This is a genomic window from Streptomyces sp. TAA204, assembly GCF_000424965.1.
The window spans coordinates 43,379-67,447 of the sequence record NZ_KE384283.1 but is presented as its reverse complement, the minus strand read 5'-3'; the positions used below and the strand labels follow the sequence as shown (position 1 = coordinate 67,447).

The following is a 24,069-nucleotide window of genomic DNA, read 5'->3' as shown; positions in this document are numbered from 1 at the left end:
CCCTAGTACGCGCCGCGGCCGTCGACGACGGCGCGTACGGTCCGGGTGAGCAGGTCCAGGTCGGTGGTGAGCGACCAGTTGTCCGCGTAGTCGAGATCCAGCGCGAGGCTCTCGTCCCAGGACAGCTCCGAGCGCCCGCCGACCTGCCAGGGGCCGGTGAGCCCCGGTTTGACCCGCAGCCTCCGCAGCGCGGTGGTGTCGTAGGACGCCACCTCGTCGGGCAGCGGCGGGCGGGGACCGACCAGTGACATCTCTCCGCGCAGCACGTTCATCAGCTGCGGAAGCTCGTCCAGTGAGGTGCGGCGCAGCAGCCGTCCCACCCGGGTCACCCGTGGGTCGCGGCGGATCTTGAACATGGGCCCGTCCTGCTCGTCGGCGGACTCCAGCGAAGGCCGCAGCACGTCCGCCTCCTGGACCATGGAGCGGAACTTCCACATCGTGAACGGCGCACCGTGGTGTCCGATCCGTGTCTGCCGGTACAGGGCGGGTCCTGCCGACCCGACCCGTACGGCCGCGGCCACCAGCGCCATCAGCGGTGCCAGCAGCAGCAGCCCCAGCGCCGCCCCCGCCCGGTCCAGTACGCCCTTGACCGCCTGCTGCGGCCCTCGGCGCACGGGCGAGGCGATGTGCAGCAGGTTCAGTCCGGCGGCGCTCGCCGGCCGCAGCCGGCGCACGGCCACCTCGGTCAGTCCGGAGGCGACGATCAGCGGCAGCTCCGCGTCCTGCGTCGCCCACGACAGCCGGCGCAGCCGTTCCCCGGTCAGCAGGGCGCCGGGCACGATCAGCACCAGCTCGGCCCGGCAGCGGTGTGCCGCCTCCAGAACGGCGGCCCCGTCCGCCGACGGCTCCCGGGGGGCCTCCTCCAGCCGCCCGGCTTCGGGGACGCCGCTGCTCAGTGACCCCGTGCCCACCGGCACCGCGCCTATCACGACGTACGCGTGGTCCGTACGGCCGGCCAGCTGCTCGACCACCTGGTCGGCCGGGCCGGACTCACCGATCACCAGCACGCGGCGCACCGCCTGCGCCGCGCGCCGCCGGGCGGTCAGATCCCGGTGCATCAGGGCCCGGTGGACCGCGGTGAGCACGGGCGCGGAGGCGATCGCGGCCAGTGCGTACGCAGGCGCCGGGCTCACGCCGCTGACGACCTGGACGACTGCCAGCAGCCCGGCCAGGGTCAGCCAGTCGTGCAGGGTGGAGAGCACCCCCCGGGACTCGCCCAACAGACGCTGGGTGTAGCGGAGATGCACGGCCCGGACGCCCGGCCAGGCCACCGAGGCGGTCATGCCCGCGGCCAGCGGGTGCGGTTGCCCCCCGGCGGTGAAGACGAGGAAGACGGGTATGCCGGCGCCGAGGACGTCGACCGCCACCGCGGCCGGCGCGTACCAGCGGGCCTTCTCCCTGAGCCTGTGCTGCCGCGCCGGAGGCACGGGGTGAACGGATGTATTAAGGACAGATGCGCTCGCGCTTGCGACAGACGCGGGATCGCGCCGCATGAACCCCCCAGTTACGCGGAACCCCCAGTGATGCACGGGCACTTCCCCTCGTGCACCGTGCAGACAAGCTGACTTTAGGCGAAGCGTGGAGCTTCCATCGCTGTTCATCCATATTTTCTGCGAAAGTTCGGGCGAAGCCGTCCACGGTTGTCTGTCAGATCGCGTAGTTCCCGCAGCAGAAAAATCCGGCAAAATTCACAAGGCTCCGTCGGGCGTGTGAATGCGCCTGTAGCTGTGCACACCCGCATAAAATCGGGCAGAACCTCCAGACACCCGTGACCCCGGCGTGCGGCCTATGACGAAGCGAACGTCCTCCGACGTCGTTCGTGGCGCCGCACCCGCTCACGGCTTACGGAAAGGAGGCAGCTGCATGGCTGCCACTACTGCTCGTCGTTTCCGGATCGCCGCCACGGCGTCCGCGGTGCTCCTGGGCGGGTCGCTTCTCGGGGCGAGCGCCGCAGAGGCCACCGTCACCGCCGACCCGCACAAGCCCTACGGCGTCGTGACCGCCAAGTCGGGTCTGAATGTCCGCCAGTACCCCAGCACGGACTCCTCCGTGAAGTACGTACTGCCGTACAAGGCCAAGCGCGGCCTGGACTGCAAGATCCGCGCCCAGGTCATCGACCACAACCCGTACTGGTACAAGCTGCGCAACAGCAACTACTGGGTGAGCGCCCGCTACGTGCACAACGTCGGCCACGTGAAGCTGTGCAAGGACCGCTTCCCCTCGACGATGACCGACACCGAGAGGTCGCAGAACGCGATGGGCTGACGCCGCGGGCACGCCGCTGACCTTCCGTGAAGTGTCAGCGGCCGGCCGGCTCGGGCGCCCCCAGCTCCCCGAAGACGGCCGTGTTCAGCGCGAAAGCGTGTCTGCATTCCCCGACGATCCTGTGCTTCTCCTGGTCGTCGGCGGGTACGGCGTCCAGTAGTTCGCGGTACCCGCGCTTGAAGGCGGCGGGGTTCGGGATGTCCTCGAAGACATAGAACCGGACCCCGTCGCCCTTGTGTGTGAAGCCCCAGACCTTCTCCGCGGCCGACCGCACGACCTGGCCGCCCGAGAGATCCCCGAGATACCGGGTGTAGTGATGGGCGACGTAGCCGCCCGGCCACTCGAGGGCCACCTCGGCGATACGCTCCGCGTACCGGGCCGTGGCGGGGAGCGGAGCGAGCCTGCCGCGCCATCCGCCGCCGCCGTGCAGATGGTCGAGGTCGCGCTCCAGGGAGGGGAGGCGGAACAGCTCCCGCCGTACGAACGGCCCGGCCACCGGATCGTCGGCGAGCTTCGCCCCGGCTTCCTCCAGGGCCCGGTAGACGAACCACAGCTGCTCGGTGTAGCGGACGTATGCCGCCTTCCCGAGCCGGCCGCCGAGCAGGTCGCTCATGAACGACGCGTTCTCCGCCTCCGTGTGCTGAGCCTTCGACGCGTCACGGATGAAGGCGGAGAAGGGGTGTGCCGGCAGCTGTGAGGTCATGGCCTCATTCTTTACCGACGGCATGTCGGGAAAACACGGGCGTGCGGGCGGGTGTGCGCGACTGTCGGGCGAGCCCCTCCCGGACCGGCGCGCCGGGCCTCCCCGCCTGGACGATGCGCCGGGCCCCGGCGGCCGTTCTCAGGGCAGTGTGAGGATGTCGGCGCCGCTCTCCGTGACCACCAGCGTGTGCTCGAACTGGGCGGTGCGCTTGCGGTCCTTGGTGACGACCGTCCAGCCGTCCTCCCACATGTCCCACTCGTGGGTGCCCAGCGTCAGCATCGGCTCGATGGTGAAGGTCATGCCCGGCCGCATCACGGTGGTCGCCCTCTCGTCGTCGAAGTGCGGGACGATCAGGCCGGAGTGGAACGAGGTGTTGATGCCGTGACCGGTGAAGTCACGCACGACCCCGTAGCCGAAGCGCTTGGCGTAGGACTCGATGACGCGGCCGATGATGTTCAGCCGGCGGCCCGGCCGTACGGCCTTGATCGCGCGGGCGAGCGCCTCGCGGGTGCGCTCGACGAGCAGCCGGGACTCCTCGTCGACGTCGCCGCACAGGTAGGTGGCGTTGTTGTCGCCGTGCACGCCGTCGAGGTAGGCGGTCACGTCCAGGTTCACGATGTCGCCGTCGCGCAGAACGGTGGAGTCCGGGATGCCGTGGCAGATGACCTCGTTGACCGAGGTGCACAGCGACTTCGGGAACCGCCGGTAGCCGAGGGTGGAGGGGTAGGCCCCGTGGTCGCACATGTAGGTGTGGGCGACCTCGTCCAGCTTGTCGGTGGTCACACCCGGAGCGATGTACCGGGCGGCCTCCTCCATGGCCCGCGCGGCGACGCGGCCGGCCGTCCGCATCCTCTCGACGGTCTCCTCGTCCTGCACCTCCGGCCCGGTGTAGGGCGTGGGCGCGTCCTTGCCGACGTACTCGGGGCGCGGGACGGAGGCGGGGACGGCGCGGTGCGGGGAGAGTTCACCGGGAGAGAGCAAAGACTGGCCAGACATGTGCGCGAGTCTAACTGTGGCACCGGGCGGGCTCAGGGGGGAGCATGACGGTATGGCTCTCTTCAAGCGCAGGACGGCCGGGAAACCCGGTGAGTGGTACTACTGCCTCCAGCACGGCAAGGTCGAGGAGGGACCGGAGTGCCCGGCCAAGAACCGCATGGGCCCCTACGGCACCCCCGCCGAGGCCGCCCGCGCCATGGAGACGGCCCAGGAGCGCAACGCCGAGTGGGAGAACGACCCGCGCTGGCAGGACCCGGCCTCGCGGGGCGACGGCGGAGGCACGGGCGACGGGGGCGGCGGCCGGAAGGGCGGCTGACTCCCCGCCGCGCGCACGGCGGCCGGCGTTCACGGCGGGCGTTCAGGGCGGGCGTTCAGGGCGGCGTTCACGGGCGACCGCTCACATGGGACCGTTCACCGCCCGGACCCGGCCCGGACGTCGACCTCCACGGTTTCCGCTGCGAACGCGACGCGGGTGCGGGCGCCGTCCGAGGCCCACCGGACCTCCGCGGACGTCTCGTCGGCCGAGAGCAGTACGGCCGCCTCGTGCAGCCCGAGCGGGGTTGCCGTGCCGCCCGCCCCGGCGGTGAGCGCGGCGAGAGCGACGAAGAGCGAGTCCCCGCCCGCGCGGCCGTCCAGTGAGGGCACCAGCGCCCAGCGGGTGAAGGCCGTGCCCTGCGGCGCACGCAGCGCCGCCGCCCCGTTCTCCCTCCAGCCGTGCAGACCGTGCAGCTCAGCTGTCACCTCTTCCGGTGGCTGTCCCGGCACCTCTTCCACTTCCGGGCCGTGCGGATCGCCGGGCCGGGGCCCGCATGCCCAGCCCGTCAGCCGTACGCGTGTGCCCTCGGGAGCACCGAGCACGCGGTGCGCGCGCAGTTCGTAGGGGCCCCGTACGAATGTCAGGCTCTGCACCCGCAGCCCCGGCAGCATCGGTGCACCGTCGGGGAAGACCGGTGTGTGCCAGGACGCCGCCCAGCCCCACGTCCCGTCCGGGCCGGTGGCGGCGCCCAGGGGGCGGACGCGCAGACGCCGGGCGGCGGTGAAGGCGCTGCCGTCCGGGGTGGGCACCTCGACGGCGAAGTGGTTGTCGGGGACGTTGCGGTTCGCGGTCGGGCCGGTGCGGGTGGAGTAGGCGAGGCGTTCGTAGAGCGGGTCGGCGGCATGGGCGCTCTCCCCCTCGTGCGCGGGTACGTGATCGCTGCCGTGGTTGTGCAGACGCACCAGCCCGTCGCCGCCCGTCGTCTGGATCAGCAGCCCGGCCGAGGGCAGCGCGAGGGCGCGGTCGGGGCCCTCGCTGGGCGCTGGCTCCTCACGGGCGGTCCACAGCGGGTCGTCCTCGGGGATCAGAAGCGGCAGCAGGCCCTTCGACGCCCAGTACGGGGAGGCGGGACCGGAGTAGCCCTGAAGCGTCGCCTCGTGCGGTCCGTGCCAGCCCAGGGTCAGCAGCCCGTCCTGGCCGAGTGCGCCCCGCTGCAGGAAGTAGCGCACGGAACCGCTCAGCAGACGGCGGGAGACGCCGGGAGCCAGCGGTGTGTGCCCCGTCAGCGCGCCCAGGGCCACGGCGGCGTTCGCGGCGAAGCGGTAGGTCAGCGAGCGGCCGAAGTGGAGCGGCGCGCCGTTGCCGTCGAAGAGCAGGCTGAAGCTTTCCAGGTGTGTGCGCAGCCGGGCGCCGAGGTGCGCCGACTGGGCGGCGTCCCCCGCGAGATGGGCGTGCAGCAGCGGATACAGGTGCAGGGCCCAGCCGTTGTAGTGGTCGAAGGCCCGGCCGTCGCCGTCGGAGTACCAGCCCTCGCCCGCGTACCAGCTCTCCAGCAGCTCCAGCCCGCGCTCGGTGGCCAGCCAGGTCTCCCGGTCGCCGCGTCCCACCGACTCCAGGAACCCGGCGACGGTCAGCGGGAAGAGGTACCAGTTGTTGGGCGCGGGCACGTGGCGCAGGGCACCCCGCAGCCATGCCTCGGCGCGGTCCTGCACACGGGGCTCCAGCCGGTCCCACAGCCATTCGCGGGTCAGCCGCAGCCCGAGGGCGACGGAGGCCGACTCGACCATCGGCTGCCCCCCGACGATGTGGTCGATGACGGGAGGCCAGGATTCGGCGTCGTCGCGGCCGGGGGTGCGGGTGCCGGCGTCCAGCCCCGCGGCGTACTGCTCCAGCAGGCCGTGCGGGTCCGCGCCTCCCGCCCCTGCGACGCGGAACGCGGCTGCGAGGAACGTACGGGCGTACCCCTCCAGCCCGTCCGAGCGCACCCCGCTGCCGGAGGGGCGGCCCGGGAGGTCGATCAGCGCGCCCTGCGGGGTGGCGAAGCGCCGGGTCGCTGTGAGCAGGCCGTCGGCGGTGGCCTCCCAGTGGCTCCGGGTCCAGCCGGTCCGGGGGGACGACTCCCAGTCGGGAGGGGGGAGTTCGAAGGGCAGCGGCGGGAGGCCGCCGTTGCGGGCGGAGGAGGTGACCGTCATGCCAGGAACGCCAGCCTTTCGCGCCGTACGGGATGGGCGAAGCCCTCTCCACGGGCCCAGCGGGCGACTTCGCCGACGGTGAGGTCGGCGAGCCGCCGCAGTTCGTTGCCCTGGGAGCCTGCGACGTGCGGGGTGATGAGCGCGTTCTCGCAGTCCCACAGGGGGTGTTCGCGCGGCAGCACCTCCGGTTCGGTGACGTCCAGGACCGCCCGGATGCGGCCGCCGAGCACGGCCTCGGTGAGTGCGTCCTGGTCGAGGACGGCGCCCCGTGCGGTGTTGACGAGGGTGGCGTCCGGGCGGAGAGCGGCGAGGAGTTCACGGCTGACCAGACCGCGGGTGGCGGGCAGCAGCGGTGTGTGGATGCTCACCACGTCGCTGGAGGCGAAGAGTTCGTGCAGTGTCACGGGCAGGACGCCGAGGGCGCCGGCCTCCTCCGGTGTGACGTACGGGTCGTACAGCAGCACCCGCAGGTCGTGCGGGCGCAGCAGTTCGATCACCCGGCGTCCGGTCAGGGAGGCGCTGCAGATGCCCACGGTGCGGCGGTAGTTGCCCCTTCCGGGGTCGGGGTGCAGCCAGTCGGTCCGTGCACGTTCCGCGGAGTAGGCGCGGGCGGACTCCAGGACGCGTTTGCCGCTGAGGAGGATCATCGCCAGCGTGTACTCGGCGACCGGGAGCGCGTTGGCCGCGGCGGCGGAGGAGACCTCGATGCCCCTGTCCCAGCAGGCTTCGGTGATGTGCCCGCGTACGCTGCCGGCGGTGTGGGCGACGGCACGCAGGCGGGGGGCCGCGGCGAGTACGGACTCGTCCAGGGGCGGGCAGCCCCAGCCGGTGATGAGCAGTTCGGTCTGTGCCAGTACGCGCCGGGCTTCGTCCGTGCCGAGGTCGTCGAGGGCGGGCAGCGGAGCGGGTTCGGTGTGCCGGGCCAGTGCGTCCAGGGACTCGGGGCCCAGGACGCTTCGGACGGCCCCGGGGCTCATCGCGAGAGCCGCGCGTGGCCTGCGGAGCGGGGACGGTCGAGGGGGCAGGGGACTGCGCACGGTGCCTCCCGCGGGGCGAGGGGATCACCGGCATCCTGAGCGCCGTGACGGAAAGGGTCAATGGAGCGATCAGAAATCGACCAGAGAAAGACCATAAACGGTCAAACGATCGTTGTGGTGCGGCGGGCGGGTGCCGTCACCGTCGATCCGCGCACCTTCAGCTCGGGCAGCAACTCCAGCCTGCGTACCGCTTCGGGACGTGCCTCCCGCGGACGCTGCAGCCGCCGCAGCAGCAACTCGGCTGCGGCACGGCCGATTTCCTCCTTCGGCGGGGCGACCGCCGTCAGCGGCGTGCTGCCCAGCGCGGCCACCACGTCGTCGTAGGCGACCACCGAGCAGTCGTGCGGCACTCCGATGCCCGCCTGCTCCAACTGCTGCACCAGCATCAGCGCGTCGACGTCCCCGTGGAGCACGGCCGCCGTCGCACCGTGCTCGCCGAGCACCGCCGCCAGATCCGGCGGGGGCGCGGCGGCGACCGGCGGGTCCGCCTCCGGGCCTGCCTCCGGGTCCGCCTCCGCTGCGGCGTCCGGCGAGCTGAGGACCACCGCCCACCGGTCGATCCCCTGGTGACGCCCCGCGATCGAGGCGAAGGCGGCGCGTACGGTGCGCGCCGTCGGGCTGTCGTCCCGCGCCGCCAGGACGATCCTGCGGTGGCCCAGCCCCGTCAGGTGCTCCACCGCGAGGTGCACGCCGTACCAGTGGTCCGAGCGCACGGAGTCCGTGGAGTGCAGCGGGCCGCCGTCACAGGGGCGCCGCTCCATCAGTACGACGGGCACGTTCAGGGCGGTGAGCCAGTCGTGGTCGTCGCGTTCCGCCGCGGCGCTGCGCCAGCGCGGTGCGATCAGCAGCCCTCGCGCACCTCCCTCCAGGGCGCGTGCCGCCATGGCCCGTTCGGAACCCGCCGTGTGCGGTGCGATGTGCATGGCCACGCGCATCCCGGCCGCTTCCACCACCGCTCGCGCCCCGTGCACGGCCTCGAAGAGGTACGCGTGGCGCTCGGGCACCACCAGGCCGACCGGCCCGCCCTCCGGCCCGCCCGTCCCGTGCGCGCCGCCCGCCCGCCGCGTGCCGGGGCCTGCCGTGACGGACGCGGGCGAGCCGTCACCTGCGAGGGGAGCCGTCGACCGTGCGACGCCGTGGCCACGCCGCAACTCCCCGCCGCGCGCCAGCTCTTCGACGTCGCGCCGCACGGTGACGACGGAGACCTCCAGCTCCGCGGCGAGGTCGGTCACCCGCGCCGTCCCGCGTGAGCGCACGACGTCGAGTATGCGCTGGCGCCTGCGCTCCACCGGCTCCCGCATGCGGGCCCCTTGCCGTGTTCGTTCTGCCGTGTTCGTTCGACCGTTCCGGCAGCAGCATAGCGACCGCCCGTCCCGCCGGGCCGGGCTCCGGGCGGCGGAAGGGTGGTTCAGCGGTGGGAGGGCGGAGGGTTCACCAGCGGGAGGGCGGAGGCGCCGAGAGCTGGTCGGCCAGGCGTGAGAGGCGGTCGCGGAAGGGCCGCCGGCGCGTACGGCCGCCGGGCAGGCCCGGTACGCCGCCCGGACCGCCCGGTCCGTGGAAACTCTCCCCGGCAGCCGCGCTGACGAGGTGCTGGACGGTGTCCAGGTCGACCTCGGCCGCGTCCGCGGTCAGCACGTCGTGCGCGATGCCGTGCAGTTCGCGCAGGTCGCCCGCCGTACGGTCGTCCAGCGACAGCACGGTCGCGCCCGCCCGGCGCGCGTCCTGCACTCTCTCCAGCAGGCCCGCGCCCGGCTGTTCCGGCGTGACCACCAGCACGGTCTCCCTGCGTCCGGCCGCCTCGATCCGGCCCAGCCCGGCCGACAGATGGGCCGGCGCGGAGGGCGGTACGCGGTGCCGTACGAGCGTGGGGGACAGCTCCGGCAGCCCCGACCAGGCGGCCTCGTCGTCCAGGTGCGCGGCCAGGTGCCACGGCTCGTACGACTCCGTCCCCACCAGCAGCAGGCCGCCCTTGTTCGGGCCGGCAGAGGCGCGGAGCGATCCGGCGAACCGGCGTGCGGAGCGCACCCACTCGGTTCCGGCGAGCACTTCCCTCAGATGTGCGACGCGTACGGCATCCATGGCCCGGCATGATGCCTCAAACTGCCCTGCGCGAGGGGCGAATCGGCTGTGGTCACCCGTACGGACGGGATCGCGGGCGGCAGTGGCGCACGCCGTCTCCCCGGCTCCGTCTTCCCGGCGCCGCCCTCCCGTACGTGATCACCTTCACCACGTGGAGTGCGGCGCGGCGGCGGGGCCGGGTGGCAGGATCTCCACATGACTTCCTCTTCCTCTGCATCCTCCGCCCCCGCCCCGAAGAAGGACCCCTGGGACCTCCCCGACGTCTCCGGGCTGACCGTCGGTGTGCTCGGCGGTACGGGAGACCAGGGACGCGGCCTGGCCTACCGGCTGGCCAGGGCGGGCCAGTCCGTCGTCATCGGATCGCGCGCGGCCGAAAGGGCCCAGCAGGCCGCGGACGAGCTGGGCATGGGCGTCCAGGGCGCGGACAACGCCGAGTGCGCGCGCCGCTCCGACGTGGTGATCGTCGCGGTTCCCTGGGACGGCCACGCGCGCACCCTGGAGTCGCTGCGGGAGGAGCTGAGGGGAAAGCTCGTCGTGGACTGCGTCAACCCGCTCGGCTTCGACAAGAAGGGCGCGTACGCCATCCGTCCGGAGGAGGGCAGCGCCGCCCAGCAGGCGGCGGCACTGCTGCCGGACTCCCGCGTCACCGCGGCCTTCCACCACCTCTCCGCCGTGCTGCTCTGCGACGCGGAGGTCGAGAAGATCGACACCGATGTGATGGTGCTCGGCGAGGTACGGGAGGACTGCGCGATCGTGCAGGCACTCGCGGGGCGCGTCCCCGGCATGCGCGGAGTCTTCGCGGGCCGGCTGCGCAACGCCCACCAGGTCGAGTCGCTGGTCGCCAACATCGTCTCGGTCAACAGGCGTTACAAGGTGCACGCGGGTATCCGGCTCACCGACATGTGACGGGTGCGTGCCGGGGGAGGGGAGCGGCCGGGGCCCGTCGCGCACGATGGGGGAGAATGACGGGGCGGTGCGGCACGTCAGGCCGGGCCGCCCCGGCCGCCCGACAGGCCGACGGCCCGGCCGCACCGTCCCGAGTGGAGTCTCCAGCATGTCCGCCCCCGCAGTCTCCTCCCGCACACCCCGGGGGATCGCCCGGTACGCCACCGTCCTGTGCGTGCTCGCCGTGGTCGCGGCCGTCCTCTCGTTCGTCAAGGGCAGCTGGTTCGGCGTCGTGTGGGTGCTGCTGGCGGGGCTGTCCTCCAACATGGCCTGGTACTACGCGCGCAGGGCACGCCGGGCGCGCGCCGCCGCCGACGGCGGCATGGGCGGCGGCCCGGACAGCGGCGAGGGGGCGGGTCCGGGGAGTTCTACGGCTGCGGAGTGACGGAGAGCTCCGGCTCGCCCTGCCAGAAGCGGAAGTAGTCGTAGCCGTAGGCGACATCGAGTTCCGACACGTCCAGGAGCCGCATCACCTCGCCGATCCCCTCCCAGAAGACCCCGTTGACCGCCGGAATCCACAGGCAGCCGAAGACGACCAGCAGGCCGAACGGCGCGAAGGGTTCGGCCTGCCGCCGAGCCGCGGGGGACAGCCACGGCTCCAGCACGCCGTAGCCGTCCAGTCCGGGGACGGGCAGCAGGTTCAGCACGGCGGCGGTCACCTGGAGCATCGCCAGGAACGCCAGCGCGTACCGGAAGGCGAAGGGCACCTGACCCATCGCGCCCAGCCAGAACGGCGCGGTCAGCAGTGCGGCGAACAGCGCGTTCGTGAGCGGGCCCGCGGCCGAGATGAGGCTGTGCTTCCAGCGGCCCCGGATGCGCCCGCGTTCGATGTAGACGGCGCCGCCCGGCAGGCCGATGCCGCCCAGGACGACGAAGATCACGGGCAGCACGATGCTCAGCATGGCGTGCGTGTACTTGAGCGGGTTGAGGGTGAGATAGCCCTTCGCGGCGACCGACACGTCGCCGCCGCGCAGTGCCGTACGGGCGTGTGCGTACTCGTGCAGACAGAGCGAGACGATCCAGCCCGAGACGACGAAGAAGAAGACCGCCACGCCCGTGACGACCGCCAGGCCCGACCAGACAGCCCACCCGGAGAGCCCCATGACGGCGGTGAGTCCGAGGAAGACGGGGCTGATGCGGTAGTGGTCCGGATGGGGAGAGGTGCCGGTCATGGGGTCAGACCGTACCGGCATCCGGAAGCCGCCGGTCAACTGGCCTCGAACGCAAGGAAGTTGCGTGCGTCCGGCGGAGCTCCCGTCCTGACACCCTGCCGTCGGCGCCGCCCGGCCGGGCGGTGCGCGGGGGAAGCGCCGGAGCCGGGGACGCCCGGGGGTGGCCCGGACGTCCCGGGCGCCGTCAGGAGAAGCTGTGCCGGGCCTCGGGGAAGTCTCCCGAGATCACGTCCTGGGCGAAGGATCTCGCCGCGTCGCCGAGCACCTGCCGAAGCTGCGCGTACTGCTTCACGAAGCTGGGCACCCTGCCGGCGGTGAGCCCCGCCATGTCCGTCCACACCAGGACCTGGGCGTCGGTCTCCGCCCCGGCGCCGATGCCGATGGTCGGGACATGCAGCGAGCGGGTCACCTCGGCGGCCAGCTCCGCCGGCACCGCCTCCAGCACCACCGCGAAGGCACCCGCGTCCTGCACGGACTTGGCGTCGCGCAGGAGCTGCTGCGCGGCCTCCTCGCCGCGGCCCTGCACGCGGTAGCCCATGGCGTGCACGGACTGCGGGGTGAGGCCCACGTGCGCCATGACGGGGATGCCGGACTGCACCATCAGCTCGATCTGGTGCGCGGAGCGCTCGCCGCCCTCCAGCTTCACGGCTCCCGCCCCGGCCTCCTTGATCAGCCGGGTGGCGCTGCGCAGCGCCTGTACGGGGCCTTCCTGGTACGAGCCGAAGGGCAGGTCGGCGACGACGAGGGCGCGCTCGGTGCCGCGTACGACCGCGGCCGTCAGCATCGTCATCTCGTCCAGGGTGACCGGGACGGTGGTCTCGTAGCCGAGGTGGCAGTTGCCCATGGAGTCGCCGACGAGCATGACGGGGATGCCGGACTCGTCGAAGACGGAGGCGGTCATCGCGTCGTAGGCGGTGAGCATGGGCCAGCGCTCTCCGCGCTCCTTGGCGGCGCCCAGGTCGCGGACGGTCACGCGGCGGTTGCGTACGCCGCCGTAGAGGGTCGCGGGCTGCTTGGTCGAGGGCCCGTCCTGCTTCTGCGCATCAGGCATGGCTGAAGGCTCCTGTATGTCGTCTCGAGGCGCCCTGACGGCGTCCCCGGATACACGTCCATGCTGGCACGCGCCGCCACCCGGCGGAAGGGGAACCGGACGGCGCGGCCGCACCGTGCGGCGGGCCGGTGCGGCGCGGTGTGTGCGGCTTCCGTCACAGCGCGGAGGAAGCGCGCAGGAACCGGAACCCGATCCGCTGCGGGGTTCGTCCTGCATGGCACAGGGAGGGGCGCGCGAGACGGCCGCACGGGCGGACTGCCGCGCGACCTTCGCTGAGCGGGACGTACCGAGTGATCGCCTATCGTTCGACAAGCACCGGCAAGGCAAGTGAGGACAGCGGATGGCACGTGCGTACATGGCGGAGGCCGAGCAGACTTCGGGCGAGAGGCGCGGATTCCTCTCCCGGGCCCGCGAGGACGGCCGCACCGTGCGCCCGGGACCGGCCGGCTGGTGGAACGGGGCGGCCTGGCGGCGCGGCTGGGTGCTGGCCGCCGTCAACGTCCTGCTGGCGCTGGCGCTGTTCCTGCACGCCGAGGTGCCCAACGCCATCGGCAACCTCGGCTCGTTGTGGGAGACCTTCCTGCCCTGGGGCGGGGTGCTCGTGCCCGTACTGGCGCTGATGGCGCTGCTGCGCCGTTCCCCGACCGCGACGATCACGCTGCTGCTGCCGACGCTGGTCTGGGTGAACCTGTTCGGGGGCCAGTTCACCGACAAGGCGGGTACGGGCGGCGATCTCACCGTCGTCACGCACAACGTCAACGCCGGCAATCCGGACCCGGCCCGCACCGCACGCGAACTGGCGGGCTCGGGCGCGGACATCGTGGCGCTGGAGGAGGTGGCCGGAGGTCAGGCCGCCCAGTACGAGAAGGGTCTGGCGGACGCGTACCGCCACCACAAGCGCGTGGGCACGGTCGGCATCTGGAGCAAGTACCCGATGCGCGACACCTCGACGGTCGACATCAAGATGGGATGGCCGCGTGCGATGCGTACGACCGTCACCACGCCGAAGGGTGACCTCGCGGTCTACGCCGCTCATCTGCCGTCGGTGCGGCTGCAGTTCGCGTCCGGATTCACGGCGGGGCAGCGGGACGACAGCGCCTCGGCGCTCGGCAACGCCATAGCGGACGACCCGCTCGAGCGTGCCGTGCTGCTCGGCGACCTCAACGGCACCATGAACGACCGCGCCCTCGCGCCCGTCACCTCGCAGATGCGCTCCACGCAGGGGGCGGCCGGGGACGGGCCCGGGTTCAGCTGGCCCGCCTCGTTCCCGACGACGCGCATCGACCAGATCATGGTGAAGGGCATGGAGCCCGTCTCGTCCTGGGCACTGTCCCCGACCGGCAGCGACCATCTGCCCGTGGCCGCCTCGATCAGCTTCTGACAGGGACCAGCGCGCGTCCCTTCCCCCTCGCTGCTCCTTCCTCGGCTCCCTACGCAGCCGCAGGGCCCCGCCGCCCTGCGGCTGCGTCCTTCGCCCTGCGTCCTGCGCCCCCGTGTCGTGAATCACGTGCCCGCGGAGCAGTTGTTGCTGTCCTGAAACATGCAGGGCGGCCTCGGCGAAAAGGTGTCTGCAAGAATTTGTTCCGCGTGAGAACATAATCAGCTGTGCCCGTGCCCCGACGATGACGTCGCGCACGCCGGACACGCATCTCCTCATACCTACCGGCCCCAGCGGCCTCCATTGCCGACGACCTTGCTCCACCCTGCCCTGAAAGGTTTTTGCCCCATGCCTCTGGCCTTGCTCGCCCTCGCGATCAGCGCCTTCGGAATAGGCACGACCGAGTTCGTGATGATGGGCCTGCTGCCCAACGTCGCGGACGACATGGGAACGTCCGTGCCCGCGGCCGGACACCTCGTCTCGGCCTATGCCATCGGCGTCGTCGTCGGCGCCCCGCTGCTCACCGCTCTCGGAACCCGCGTACCGCGCAAGCGGATGCTGGTGCTGCTCATGGGTGTCTTCACGGTCGGCAACCTTGCCTCCGCCCTCGCGCCCGGATACGGGACGCTGCTGGCGAGCCGCGTGCTGGCCGGACTGCCGCACGGGGCTTTCTTCGGCGTCGGCGCCGTCGTCGCCGCGCGGCTGGTGACACGGGACCGCCGTGCCCGCGCCGTGGCCACCATGTTCCTCGGGCTCACGGTCGCCAACATCATCGGCGTACCCGCCGGCACCGCGATCGGCCAGGCGCTGGGCTGGAGGGCGACCTTCCTCATCGTCAGCCTCATCGGCGTGATCTCCATGGCGGCGCTGTCCGCACTGGTCCCCGCCGTGCCGATGGAGCACCAGCGCGGCCTCGGCCACGAGGTCCGCGCGCTCGGGCACCGCCAGGTGGTGCTCGGCCTGCTGACAGCGGTCTTCGGCTTCGGCGGTGTCTTCGCCGTCTACAGCTACCTCGCCTCGATCATGACCGAGGTGACCGGTCTCGCCGAGTCCTCCCTCACCCTCGTCCTCGCGCTCTTCGGCATCGGCATGACGCTGGGCGCCCTGGTCGCGGGCCCGCTGACGGACCGGGCGCCGCGGCCCACGCTCTACGGGGGGCTGGCCACGCTCGCCGTGGCGATGCTCGTCTTCCACGCGGTCGCCGACATCAGGTGGGCGGCGATGGTGATGGTCGTGGTGCTGGGCGGCGTCGGGTTCATGACCACGACCCCCCTGCAGATGATCATCATGCAGAACGCGCGCCACGCCCCCACCTTGGCCTCCGCCGGCAACCAGTCGGCGTTCAACCTCGCCAACGCGGGCGGCGCGTGGCTGGGCGGCGCCGCCATCGCGGCGGGCTGGGGCTGGACCTCGCCGATGCTGGTGGGTGTCGTGCTGTCGCTGTGCGGTCTCGGCATCGCCGTGCTCGCGGGAGTGATGGACCGGGACGCCACGGTCTCGCGTTCGCGGATCGTCGCGCGCGGCGTGCCCCGCCTGCGGCGCGCACAGCCCGCGGAGAGCGTCTCGGGGTGACGCCGTCTTTCCAGGCCCGGGGGCCGCGCCGCGGCGCGGCCCCCGGGCGTTCAGCTGCGGGGCAACGGGCCCGTACCGCCCGCGCGTTCACACGGCGCCGGTGGCACCCGTCTCACGCCAGTGGTTCGTGATCGGCAGACGGCGGTCCTTGCCGAAGCCCTTGGCGGAGATCTTCGTACCCGGCGGGTACTGGCGGCGCTTGTACTCCGCCGCGTCCGTCATCCGCAGCACCCGCGTGACGACCTCCGCGTCGAAGCCGCGGGCGATGATGTCCTCGCGGCCCACGTCGCCGTCCACGTACAGCTTGAGGATGCGGTCCAGCACGTCGTAGTCGGGGAGGGAGTCCGTGTCGACCTGGCCCGGGCGCAGTTCGGCGCTGGGCGGCTTGGCGATGCTGTTCTCCGGGACGGGCGGAGTCCCGCCGCGTTCGGCCGCGTCGCGGTTGCGCCATCTCGCCAGCCGGAAGACGTTCGTCTTGTAGACGTCCTTGATCGGCCCGTACGCCCCGACGGAGTCGCCGTAGAGCGTCGAATAGCCGCATGCCAGCTCGGACTTGTTGCCCGGCGCGAGCACGATGTGGCCCTCCTGGTTGGACAGCCCCATCAGCGTCACCCCGCGCAGCCGTGACTGGAGGTTCTCCTCGGCCACCCCGGTGAGGCCGACCGAGCCCATGACGGCGTCGAACATCGGATGGATGGGCACCGTGCGGTAGTTGAGCCCGGTGCGGTGGGCCAGTTCGGCGGCGTCGTCCTCGGAGTGCTGGGAGGAGTAGCGGGAGGGCATCGAGACGCCGTGCACGTTCTCGGGGCCGAGCGCGTCGCAGGCGATGGCGGCGACGAGGGCGGAGTCGATGCCGCCGGAGAGTCCGATCAGCACCGAGCGGAAGCCGTTCTTGGCCGCGTACGCGCGCAGGCCGACCACGAGAGCGGTGTAGATCTCCTCGTCGTCCTCCATGCGCGGCGCCTCGCTGCCGGTGACCTCCGGCTCGTAGGCGGGCAGCGGGTCGGCGGAGAGCACGACGTGCTCCACCCGCAGTCCGTCGTCGACGGCTCCGGAGGGCGGGGCCGCCGGAGCGGCGGGCAGGTCCAGATCGACCACGACGCAGCCCTGTTCGAACTGCGGTGCGCGCGCGAGCACTTCGCCGTCACGGTCGACGATGATCGAGTCGCCGTCGAAGACCAGCTCGTCCTGGCCGCCGATCATCGCGAGGTAGGCCGTGGTGCAGCCGGCTTCCTGGGCGCGCTTGCGGACCAGTTCCAGGCGGGTGTCGTCCTTGTCGCGCTCGTAGGGGGAGGCGTTCACCGACAGCAGCAGCCCGGCGCCGGCGGCACGGGCGGCGGGGACCCGGCCGCCCTCCTGCCACAGGTCCTCGCAGATGGCGAGGGCGACGTCGATCCCGTGCACCCGGATGACGGGGAGGGTCTGGCCGGGGACGAAGTAGCGGAACTCGTCGAAGACGCCGTAGTTGGGCAGATGGTGCTTGGCGAACGTCAGCGCCACCTCGCCGCCGTGCAGGACGGCTGCCGCGTTCTGCGGCGCGCCCGCCGGGCTGCCCAGTACGGCGCGTGCGTCCTCGGCGCGGTCGAGGTACCCCACGACGACGGGGACCTCGCCGAAGCCCTCGTCCGCCAGCCGCCGCGCGAGAGCGCGCACGGCCGCGCGGCTCGCGCTCACGAACGAGCCGCGCAGCGCCAGGTCCTCCACCGGATAGCCGGTCAGCATCATCTCGGGGAACGCCACGAGGTGGGCTCCCTGTTCGACCGAGTGCCGGGTCCAGTGGACGACCGACTCGGCGTTGCCTTCCAGGTCGCCCACGGTGGAGTCGATCTGATTCAGAGCGAGACGTAGTTGAGCCACGTTCCCCACTGTAATCGTCTCTCTGACGCGATGAGGAGCGGGTGCCCGAGAAGGTCCGGACGGCAACTGTCAAAGCAGATCGTGCGGCTCCGAAATGGGCGCGAGGGAACCGGTCACGAGGTGTTCACATCGCCATCACAACCGTATCCAGTACCCAGCCACCCCTACGCGAGGGTATCCGCAGCATTTCGATACCTGCTGTACTGGATTCGATGCCCCCCTGGCGGGCATCGGTCAGTGACGTGAACTCGCCATCGCTCAAGGGGATGTGCATGCTGGAGGCCCTCGGTCTCGAACCCGTCCAACAGCAGACCTACGAGGCGCTCGTGGACGGTGCGGTCACCGTCTCCCAGCTCCGTACGGAGCTGGGGCTGAGCGCCGCCAGAGTGCGGGAGACCCTCGTCGCGCTGGAGAAGCTGAGCCTGGTGGGCCGCTATCCCGGAGAGAGGCGGGGCGAGGAGAGGTTCCTGCCGGTCGCCCCCGAGGTCGCATTCGAGTCGCTGCTGCTGGCCCGCGAGGAGGCCATCCACCGCACCCGCCGCCACATCCAGCTGCTGGCCACCCGCTTCCGCGCCAACGCCACCGCCCGCGACCCCGTCGACCTGGTGGAGATCGTGACCGGCCGTGCCGCCGTGATCCAGCAGGTCGACCAGCTCCAGCACAGCGCGCGGCACCAGATTCGCGGCATCGACCGGCCCCCGTACGCCAACAGCGACCCGGACCGCCTCGACCCCAAGACCGGGATGATGCCGGTGCAGGCGAAGACGATGCGGCGGGGCATCGGCTACCGCGTCATCTACGACACCCACGGCCTGGAGACCTTCCACCGCATCGACACGGACATCGAGGCCTGTGCCGAACTGGGCGAGGAGGCGCGGGTGATGGCCGATACGCCGACGAAGCTGCTGGTCGCGGACGACCGGGTCGCTCTGATACCGCTGCGCTCCGCGCCGCACGAGATGGCCAGCAGCGTGGTGGTGCATCCCTCCGGGCTGCTGGACGCGCTGTGCGAGTTCTTCGAGGTGCTCTGGGCGCGTGCCCTGCCGCTCTCCGCGTACCTGGCGGGCCGTCCGCACGGCGCCGGTGACGCCCCGAGCCCGGACGAGGCGCGGCTGCTGGCCCTGCTGACGACCGGGCTGACGGATCAGGTGATGGCGCGCCAACTCGGCGTCAGCTACCGCACGTTCCAGCGCCGGCTGAGCGGGCTGATGGAGCGCCTCGGCGCCGGCACCCGCTTCCAGCTGGGCATGCGCGCCGCGAGTCTCGGCTGGGTCTCGCAGCCCCCGGAAGAGGGTGTGCGCATCGCCGCCGGAGCCGCGGGTGAGCTCGCGGCCGGTCCGGGGGCGGAGGAGGGTGTCCGAGGTGCGAAGAATGCTCACTGAGGTGTTGCTTCGTCCACCGGAGGGGAATCCTTGTTCTGTTACTCGCCAGTGTGAGAACTTCGGTGCGTGAGGTCGTCGCGACAAGGCGGCTCACCGACGAAGACCACACGGCCCGGGCCCCTCTGACCGCCCCGGCCATGCAACAACAGCCGCGGTCCGGTATCCCCCACTACCGGGCCGCGGCTTTCGTCCGTCCGCAGCCGCGCGGAGCCCGCCCGTGCAGCTGCCGGCTCTCTTCCCCCGCCGTCTTCTCGGGCGTGCGCCGCCCCGTGTTCTCCGGTGGCCCGCCGCACCCTCGTATGCCCGCGACGCGGCAGGCCGGCCGGCAGGTCCGCCGGTGGGACGGGGGTGCGTCCGGGGGCGCCTCCGGGGTGCGTCCGGGTGAGCAGGGGACCGCCCGGGGCGCAGGGCAGCGCGGCGCGCACAGCCGCCCGTTCGCCTGCGTGGACCTGCCCTCTCCCGTGGTGTACTGGGAACGGCGCGGCGAGCCCGGATGTGCGCAGGCAACGCTCCGGAAACCGTGTGGTGGGATGCTCGGAGCCGCCCTGGGGTCCCCCGGGGCCACCCAGGCTCCCTGGAGGTTCCCGTCCGGGCTGCACAGGCCCGGCGGGGAGTGTTCCACCGGGTGCGACCGCGCATCCTGACCAGCGAGGATAGGTGACTATGGATAAGCAGCAGGAATTCGTGCTCCGCACGCTCGAGGAGCGCGACATCCGGTTCGTCCGGCTGTGGTTCACCGATGTTCTCGGCTTCCTCAAGTCCGTCGCCGTCGCCCCCGCCGAGCTCGAGCAGGCCTTCGACGAGGGAATGGGCTTCGACGGATCGGCGATCGAGGGCTTCGCCCGGGTCTACGAGTCGGACATGATCGCGAAACCGGACCCCGGCACCTTCCAGATCCTGCCCTGGCGCGCCGAGGCGCCCGGCACGGCACGGATGTTCTGCGACATCCTCATGCCGGACGGTTCCCCCTCCTACGCGGACCCGCGCTACGTCCTCAAGCGCAGCCTCGCCAAGGCATCCGACCTCGGCTTCACCTTCTACACCCATCCCGAGATCGAGTTCTTCCTGCTCAAGGACCGCCCCGTGGACGGGTCCCGGCCGATGCCGGCGGACACCTCCGGGTACTTCGACCACACCCCGCAGCACGTCGGCATGGACTTCCGCCGGCAGGCGATCACGATGCTGGAGTCGATGGGCATCTCGGTGGAGTTCTCCCACCACGAGGGCGCCCCCGGCCAGCAGGAGATCGACCTGCGCTACGCGGACGCCCTCTCCACGGCCGACAACATCATGACCTTCCGGCTGGTGATGAAGCAGGTCGCGCTGGAGCAGGGCGTACAGGCGACGTTCATGCCCAAGCCGTTCTCCGAGCACCCGGGCTCCGGCATGCACACCCACCTGTCGCTGTTCGAGGGCGACCGCAACGCCTTCTACGAGTCGGGCTCGGAGTACCAGCTCTCCAAGGTCGGCCGCTCCTTCATCGCCGGGCTCCTCACCCACGCGGGCGAGATCTCCGCCGTCACCAACCAGTGGGTCAACTCCTACAAGCGCATCTGGGGCGGCGCCAACCGCACCGCGGGCGAGGGCGGCGAGTCCCCCTCCTACATCTGCTGGGGCCACAACAACCGCAGCGCGCTGATCCGCGTGCCGATGTACAAGCCCGGCAAGATGGGCTCCACCCGGATCGAGGTACGTTCGCTGGACTCGGGCGCCAACCCCTACCTCGCGTACGCGACCTTGCTGGCCGCGGGCCTGAAGGGCATCGACGAGGGGTACGAACTCCCGCCGGGCGCCGACGACGACGTATGGGCCCTGTCCGACGCCGAACGCCGCGCCATGGGCATCGAGCCGCTCCCGCAGAACCTGGGCGAGGCCATCACGCTGATGGAGCGCAGCGAACTGGTCGCCGAGACGCTGGGCGAGCACGTCTACGACTTCTTCCTGCGCAACAAGAAGCAGGAGTGGGAGGAGTACCGCAGCGAGGTCACCGCCTTCGAACTGCGCAAGAGTCTGCCGGTGCTGTGAGCGCGCGGTGAGACGCGTGTGAAACGCGGGTCGCCGGCGCGGCCACCGGGCACACGGCCCCCCGTGGCCGCCGGGCGGCGGACGAGCGGACCACGCGGAGTGCGAGAGACGGAGGAAAGTCAGCGTGCAGGGCGGTCGGCGGGACAGCCGGTACGGACAGCTGGTACGGCGCGGATTCACCGAGCCGGCCACGGCGGAGCGGCTGCTGGCCTCCCCGCCGCTGGCCGCCGTCCGCACGGACACCGGGCTGCTGGACGCCTTCGGCGCGACCGCCGACCCCGACCTCGCGCTGATCGGGCTCGTACGGCTCGTCGAGGCGCAGCCCGATCCGCAGCCGCTGCTGGACACGCTGCTGACCAGCAAGCCGCTGCGTGACCGGCTGCTGGGTGTGCTCGGCGTCTCGGAGGCGCTCGGCGACCATCTCGCCGGGCACCCCCAGGACTGGCACGACCTCGTCAGCTACGAGTCGGCCGACCTGCATCCCGGCGTCGAGGAGTTCGAGGCCGTCGTCGGGGTCGCCGCCGACCCCGACGACCTGCGGCACCGCTACCGGCGCTGCCTGCTGGCCATCGCCGCACGCGACGTGTGCGGCACGAGCGATCTGGCCCGGAGCGCCGCGGAGCTGGCCGACCTGGCCACCGCCACGCTGCGCGCCGCCCTCGCCCTCGCCCGGAGTGAGGCGCCCGAGGACGCCAGGGCGTGCCGGCTCGCCGTGATCGGCATGGGCAAGTGCGGCGGCCGCGAGCTGAACTACGTCTCCGACGTGGACGTCATCTTCGTCGCGGAGCCCGCCGAGTCCGCGGAGGAGTCCCCGGCGCTGCAGGCAGCGGGCCGTCTCGCGGCGCGCATGATGCGCATCTGCTCCGACACCACGGCCGAGGGCACGATCTGGCCCGTGGACGCCAACCTGCGCCCCGAGGGCCGCAACGGCCCGCTGGTGCGCACCCTCTACTCCCACCTCGCCTACCTCAACCGGTGGGCCAAGACCTGGGAGTTCCAGGCCCTTCTCAAGGCGCGGCCCGTCGCCGGCGACACGGCGCTCGGCGAGGCGTACCAGGAGGCCGTCGCTCCGCTGGTGTGGCAGGCCGCCGAGCGTGAGAACTTCGTCCCCGACGTGCAGCAGATGCGCCGCCGCGTCGTCGACGCCATCCCCAAGGCCCACATCGAACGGGAGCTGAAGCTGGGCCCCGGCGGTCTGCGGGACGTCGAATTCGCCGTCCAGCTCCTCCAGTTGGTGCACGGACGCTCCGACACGACGCTGCGCAGCCCCTCCACGCTCTCCGCGCTGGAGGCGCTCGCCGTCGGCGGCTACGTCGGAAGGCAGGACGCCGCCGCTCTGGAGGCGGCCTACCGCTTCCTGCGCACGATGGAGCACCGCATCCAGCTGCACCGCATGCGCCGCACCCACCTCATGCCCGAGTCGGAGGCGGACCAGCGCCGGCTGGGGCGTTCGCTCGGCCACCGCAGCGAGCCCGTCAGCGAACTCCACAAGTCGTGGCGCCGGCACGCCGCGGCCGTACGCCGCCTGCACGAGAAACTCTTCTACCGGCCGCTGCTGGACGCCGTGGCGCAGCTGGACGTCGGCGAGGCCCGGCTCTCGCCGAGCGCCGCCCGGCAGCGTCTGGAGGCACTGGGCTACGCCGACCCGGCAGGGGCGCTGCGCCATCTGGAGGCGCTGGCCAGCGGGGTCAGCAGAAAGTCCGCCATCCAACGCACCCTGCTGCCGGTGCTGTTGGGCTGGTTCGCCGACTCGGCCGACCCCGACGCCGGGCTCCTCGGCTTCCGCAAGGTCTCCGACGCCCTCGGCACCACTCCCTGGTACCTGCGGCTGCTGCGGGACGAGGGAGCCGCCGCGGAGAACCTCGCCCGCGTCCTGTCCGCGGGCCGCCTCGCCCCCGACCTGCTGCTGCGGGCGCCCGAAGCGGTGGCGGTGCTCGGCCACGAGGGCGGGCTGCTGCCGCGCTCGCGTTCGGCGCTGACCCAGGAGGTGCTTGCCGCCGTCGGCCGCGCCGGGGACGCCGGGTCGGCGGTCGCGGCGGCGCGCGGGGTGCGGCGCCGGGAGCTGTTCCGTACGGCCGCGGGCGACCTCATCGGCGCGTACGGCACCGAGGAGCTGCCCACGGAGGACCCCGCGGAGGCCGTGGACCGTATCGGATCGGCCCTCACCGACATCAACTCCGCCACCGTCGCGGGCGCGCTGCGCGCCGCCGTGCGCGGCCAGTGGGGCGACGAACTGCCCACCAGGTTCGCGGTGATCGGCATGGGGCGCTTCGGCGGGCACGAGCTGAGCTACGGCTCGGACGCCGACGTCCTCTTCGTCCACGAGGCCCGTGACGGCGTGAGCGAGGAGGAGGCGAACAAGGCCGCCCTGGCCGTCGCCACCGAGATGCGCCGTCTGCTCCAGCTCCCCTCCAGCGACCCGCCGCTGCTCGTGGACGCCGATCTGCGCCCCGAGGGCAAGTCCGGGCCGCTGGTGCGCTCCCTGGACTCCTACGCCTCCTACTACCGCCGCTGGTCCTCGGCCTGGGAGAGCCAGGCGCTGCTGCGCGCCGACCCCGTCGCCGGCGACGGGGAACTGGGCCGCCGCTTCATCGAACTCGTCGACCCTCTGCGCTACCCGGCCGACGGCCTCAGCGACGAGGCGCTGCTGGAGATCCGGCGGCTGAAGGCACGGATGGAGGCCGAGCGCATGCCGCGCGGCGCCGACTCGACCACGCACGCGAAGCTCGGCCGCGGCGGCCTCGCGGACGTGGAGTGGACGGTGCAGCTTCTCCAGCTCCGGCACGGGGCGAGGGAGCCGGGACTGCGCACGACCCGTACCCGTCCCGCCCTGGCGGCCGCCCGTGAGGCCGGGCTGCTGGACGAGGAGGACGCCCGCATCCTGGACGAGGCGTGGCTGCTGGCGACGCGGGTGCGCAACGCGGTGATGCTGGTACGCGGACGGGCGGGCGACACCTTCCCTTCGGACGCACGGGAGTTGGGGGCCGTCGGGCGCTACCTCGGCTACGAGTCGGCAGGCCCCGGGCCGCGGACGGCCGAAGCCGCGGGCAGCGGCGAGATGCTGGACGACTACCGCCGTGTGACGCGGCGGGCCCGCAGCGTCGTGGAGCGGCTCTTCTACGAGGGCTGACCGCGAGGGCCGAGGGCGAGGGCCGAGGG

Annotated in this window: 19 protein-coding genes; 9 read left to right on the top strand and 10 right to left on the bottom strand. The window is 72.2% G+C overall.

Annotated elements, in window-relative coordinates; genetic code table 11:
- Positions 1-2 precede the first annotated feature (2 nt).
- Positions 3-1,493 carry an exopolysaccharide biosynthesis polyprenyl glycosylphosphotransferase gene (locus H343_RS0127595; protein WP_051266229.1) on the bottom strand — a complete coding sequence of 497 codons (1,491 nt, stop codon included), beginning with the start codon at positions 1,491-1,493 and terminating at the stop codon, positions 3-5.
- Positions 1,494-1,863: 370 nt separating this feature from the next.
- Between H343_RS0127595 and H343_RS0127590 the strand changes: the two genes are divergently transcribed.
- Complete coding sequence (locus tag H343_RS0127590; RefSeq protein WP_028433761.1) at positions 1,864-2,265, top strand: SH3 domain-containing protein; 402 nt, start codon at positions 1,864-1,866, stop codon at positions 2,263-2,265.
- 34 nt (positions 2,266-2,299) lie between these two features.
- Here the strand turns inward: H343_RS0127590 and H343_RS0127585 are convergent, their stop codons facing one another.
- Together H343_RS0127585 and map are read right to left on the bottom strand one after the other, a co-directional pair.
- A complete protein-coding gene (locus H343_RS0127585; protein WP_028433760.1) occupies positions 2,300-2,968 on the bottom strand; it encodes a biliverdin-producing heme oxygenase in 669 nt (222 codons plus the stop codon).
- Positions 2,969-3,106: 138 nt separating this feature from the next.
- Positions 3,107-3,964 carry a type I methionyl aminopeptidase gene (map, locus tag H343_RS0127580; RefSeq protein ID WP_028433759.1) on the bottom strand — a complete coding sequence of 286 codons (858 nt, stop codon included), beginning with the start codon at positions 3,962-3,964 and terminating at the stop codon, positions 3,107-3,109.
- A gap of 52 nt (positions 3,965-4,016) precedes the next feature.
- On the opposite strand from map, the gene H343_RS0127575 reads away from it, so the two are divergent.
- On the top strand, positions 4,017-4,280 hold the full coding sequence (locus tag H343_RS0127575; RefSeq protein ID WP_028433758.1) for a hypothetical protein: 264 nt from the start codon (positions 4,017-4,019) through the stop codon (positions 4,278-4,280).
- Between the two features lie 95 nt (positions 4,281-4,375).
- Here H343_RS0127575 and H343_RS0127570 read toward each other — a convergent pair whose 3' ends face one another.
- The 4 genes from H343_RS0127570 to H343_RS0127555 all read right to left on the bottom strand — a co-directional run bounded on the left by H343_RS0127570 (position 4,376) and on the right by H343_RS0127555 (position 9,528).
- Positions 4,376-6,412 (bottom strand): DUF2264 domain-containing protein, encoded by a 2,037-nt coding sequence (locus tag H343_RS0127570; RefSeq protein ID WP_037905501.1) that lies wholly within the window; start codon positions 6,410-6,412, stop codon positions 4,376-4,378.
- On the bottom strand, positions 6,409-7,389 hold the full coding sequence (locus tag H343_RS0127565) for a hydroxyacid dehydrogenase (protein ID WP_051266226.1): 981 nt from the start codon (positions 7,387-7,389) through the stop codon (positions 6,409-6,411). The genes H343_RS0127570 and H343_RS0127565 overlap by 4 nt, the downstream gene beginning before the upstream one ends.
- Positions 7,390-7,550: 161 nt before the next feature.
- Entirely contained in the window at positions 7,551-8,750 is a 1,200-nt protein-coding gene (locus tag H343_RS0127560) for a substrate-binding domain-containing protein (protein ID WP_028433755.1), read from the bottom strand.
- 130 nt (positions 8,751-8,880) lie between these two features.
- The gene (locus H343_RS0127555; RefSeq protein ID WP_028433754.1) at positions 8,881-9,528 is read right to left on the bottom strand and encodes a hypothetical protein; all 648 of its coding nucleotides are present in this window, start codon (positions 9,526-9,528) and stop codon (positions 8,881-8,883) included.
- 195 nt (positions 9,529-9,723) lie between these two features.
- Between H343_RS0127555 and npdG the strand changes: the two genes are divergently transcribed.
- Both npdG and H343_RS33225 read left to right on the top strand, forming a co-directional pair.
- On the top strand, positions 9,724-10,434 hold the full coding sequence (npdG, locus tag H343_RS0127550; protein ID WP_028433753.1) for an NADPH-dependent F420 reductase: 711 nt from the start codon (positions 9,724-9,726) through the stop codon (positions 10,432-10,434).
- 148 nt (positions 10,435-10,582) lie between these two features.
- On the top strand, positions 10,583-10,858 hold the full coding sequence (locus H343_RS33225; RefSeq protein ID WP_051266223.1) for a hypothetical protein: 276 nt from the start codon (positions 10,583-10,585) through the stop codon (positions 10,856-10,858).
- Here the strand turns inward: H343_RS33225 and H343_RS0127540 are convergent.
- Both H343_RS0127540 and panB read right to left on the bottom strand, forming a co-directional pair.
- Positions 10,842-11,645 carry a site-2 protease family protein gene (locus tag H343_RS0127540; protein WP_028433752.1) on the bottom strand — a complete coding sequence of 268 codons (804 nt, stop codon included), beginning with the start codon at positions 11,643-11,645 and terminating at the stop codon, positions 10,842-10,844. The genes H343_RS33225 and H343_RS0127540 overlap by 17 nt on opposite strands.
- Positions 11,646-11,829: 184 nt before the next feature.
- Positions 11,830-12,696, bottom strand: coding sequence for a 3-methyl-2-oxobutanoate hydroxymethyltransferase (gene panB / locus H343_RS0127535; RefSeq protein ID WP_051266221.1), 867 nt, complete (start codon positions 12,694-12,696; stop codon positions 11,830-11,832).
- Positions 12,697-13,036: 340 nt separating this feature from the next.
- Between panB and H343_RS0127530 the strand changes: the two genes are divergently transcribed.
- Positions 13,037-14,077, top strand: a complete 1,041-nt coding sequence (locus tag H343_RS0127530) for an endonuclease/exonuclease/phosphatase family protein (protein ID WP_028433750.1) — start codon at positions 13,037-13,039, stop codon at positions 14,075-14,077.
- A 345-nt stretch (positions 14,078-14,422) separates the two neighbouring features.
- A complete protein-coding gene (locus H343_RS33220; protein WP_051266218.1) occupies positions 14,423-15,646 on the top strand; it encodes an MFS transporter in 1,224 nt (407 codons plus the stop codon).
- 87 nt (positions 15,647-15,733) lie between these two features.
- On the opposite strand, the gene H343_RS0127520 is transcribed toward H343_RS33220, so the two are convergent.
- On the bottom strand, positions 15,734-17,503 hold the full coding sequence (locus tag H343_RS0127520; RefSeq protein ID WP_037905562.1) for an NAD+ synthase: 1,770 nt from the start codon (positions 17,501-17,503) through the stop codon (positions 15,734-15,736).
- A gap of 272 nt (positions 17,504-17,775) precedes the next feature.
- Here H343_RS0127520 and H343_RS33215 point away from each other — a divergent pair, with 272 nt between their 5' ends.
- The 3 genes from H343_RS33215 (at position 17,776) to H343_RS0127505 (ending at position 24,040) form a co-directional block, all read left to right on the top strand.
- A complete protein-coding gene (locus H343_RS33215; protein ID WP_051266285.1) occupies positions 17,776-18,885 on the top strand; it encodes a helix-turn-helix domain-containing protein in 1,110 nt (369 codons plus the stop codon).
- Positions 18,886-19,548: 663 nt separating this feature from the next.
- Positions 19,549-20,910, top strand: a complete 1,362-nt coding sequence (locus H343_RS0127510; protein ID WP_028433748.1) for a glutamine synthetase family protein — start codon at positions 19,549-19,551, stop codon at positions 20,908-20,910.
- 124 nt (positions 20,911-21,034) lie between these two features.
- Positions 21,035-24,040 carry a bifunctional [glutamine synthetase] adenylyltransferase/[glutamine synthetase]-adenylyl-L-tyrosine phosphorylase gene (locus H343_RS0127505; protein ID WP_028433747.1) on the top strand — a complete coding sequence of 1,002 codons (3,006 nt, stop codon included), beginning with the start codon at positions 21,035-21,037 and terminating at the stop codon, positions 24,038-24,040.
- Positions 24,041-24,069: the final 29 nt, after the last annotated feature.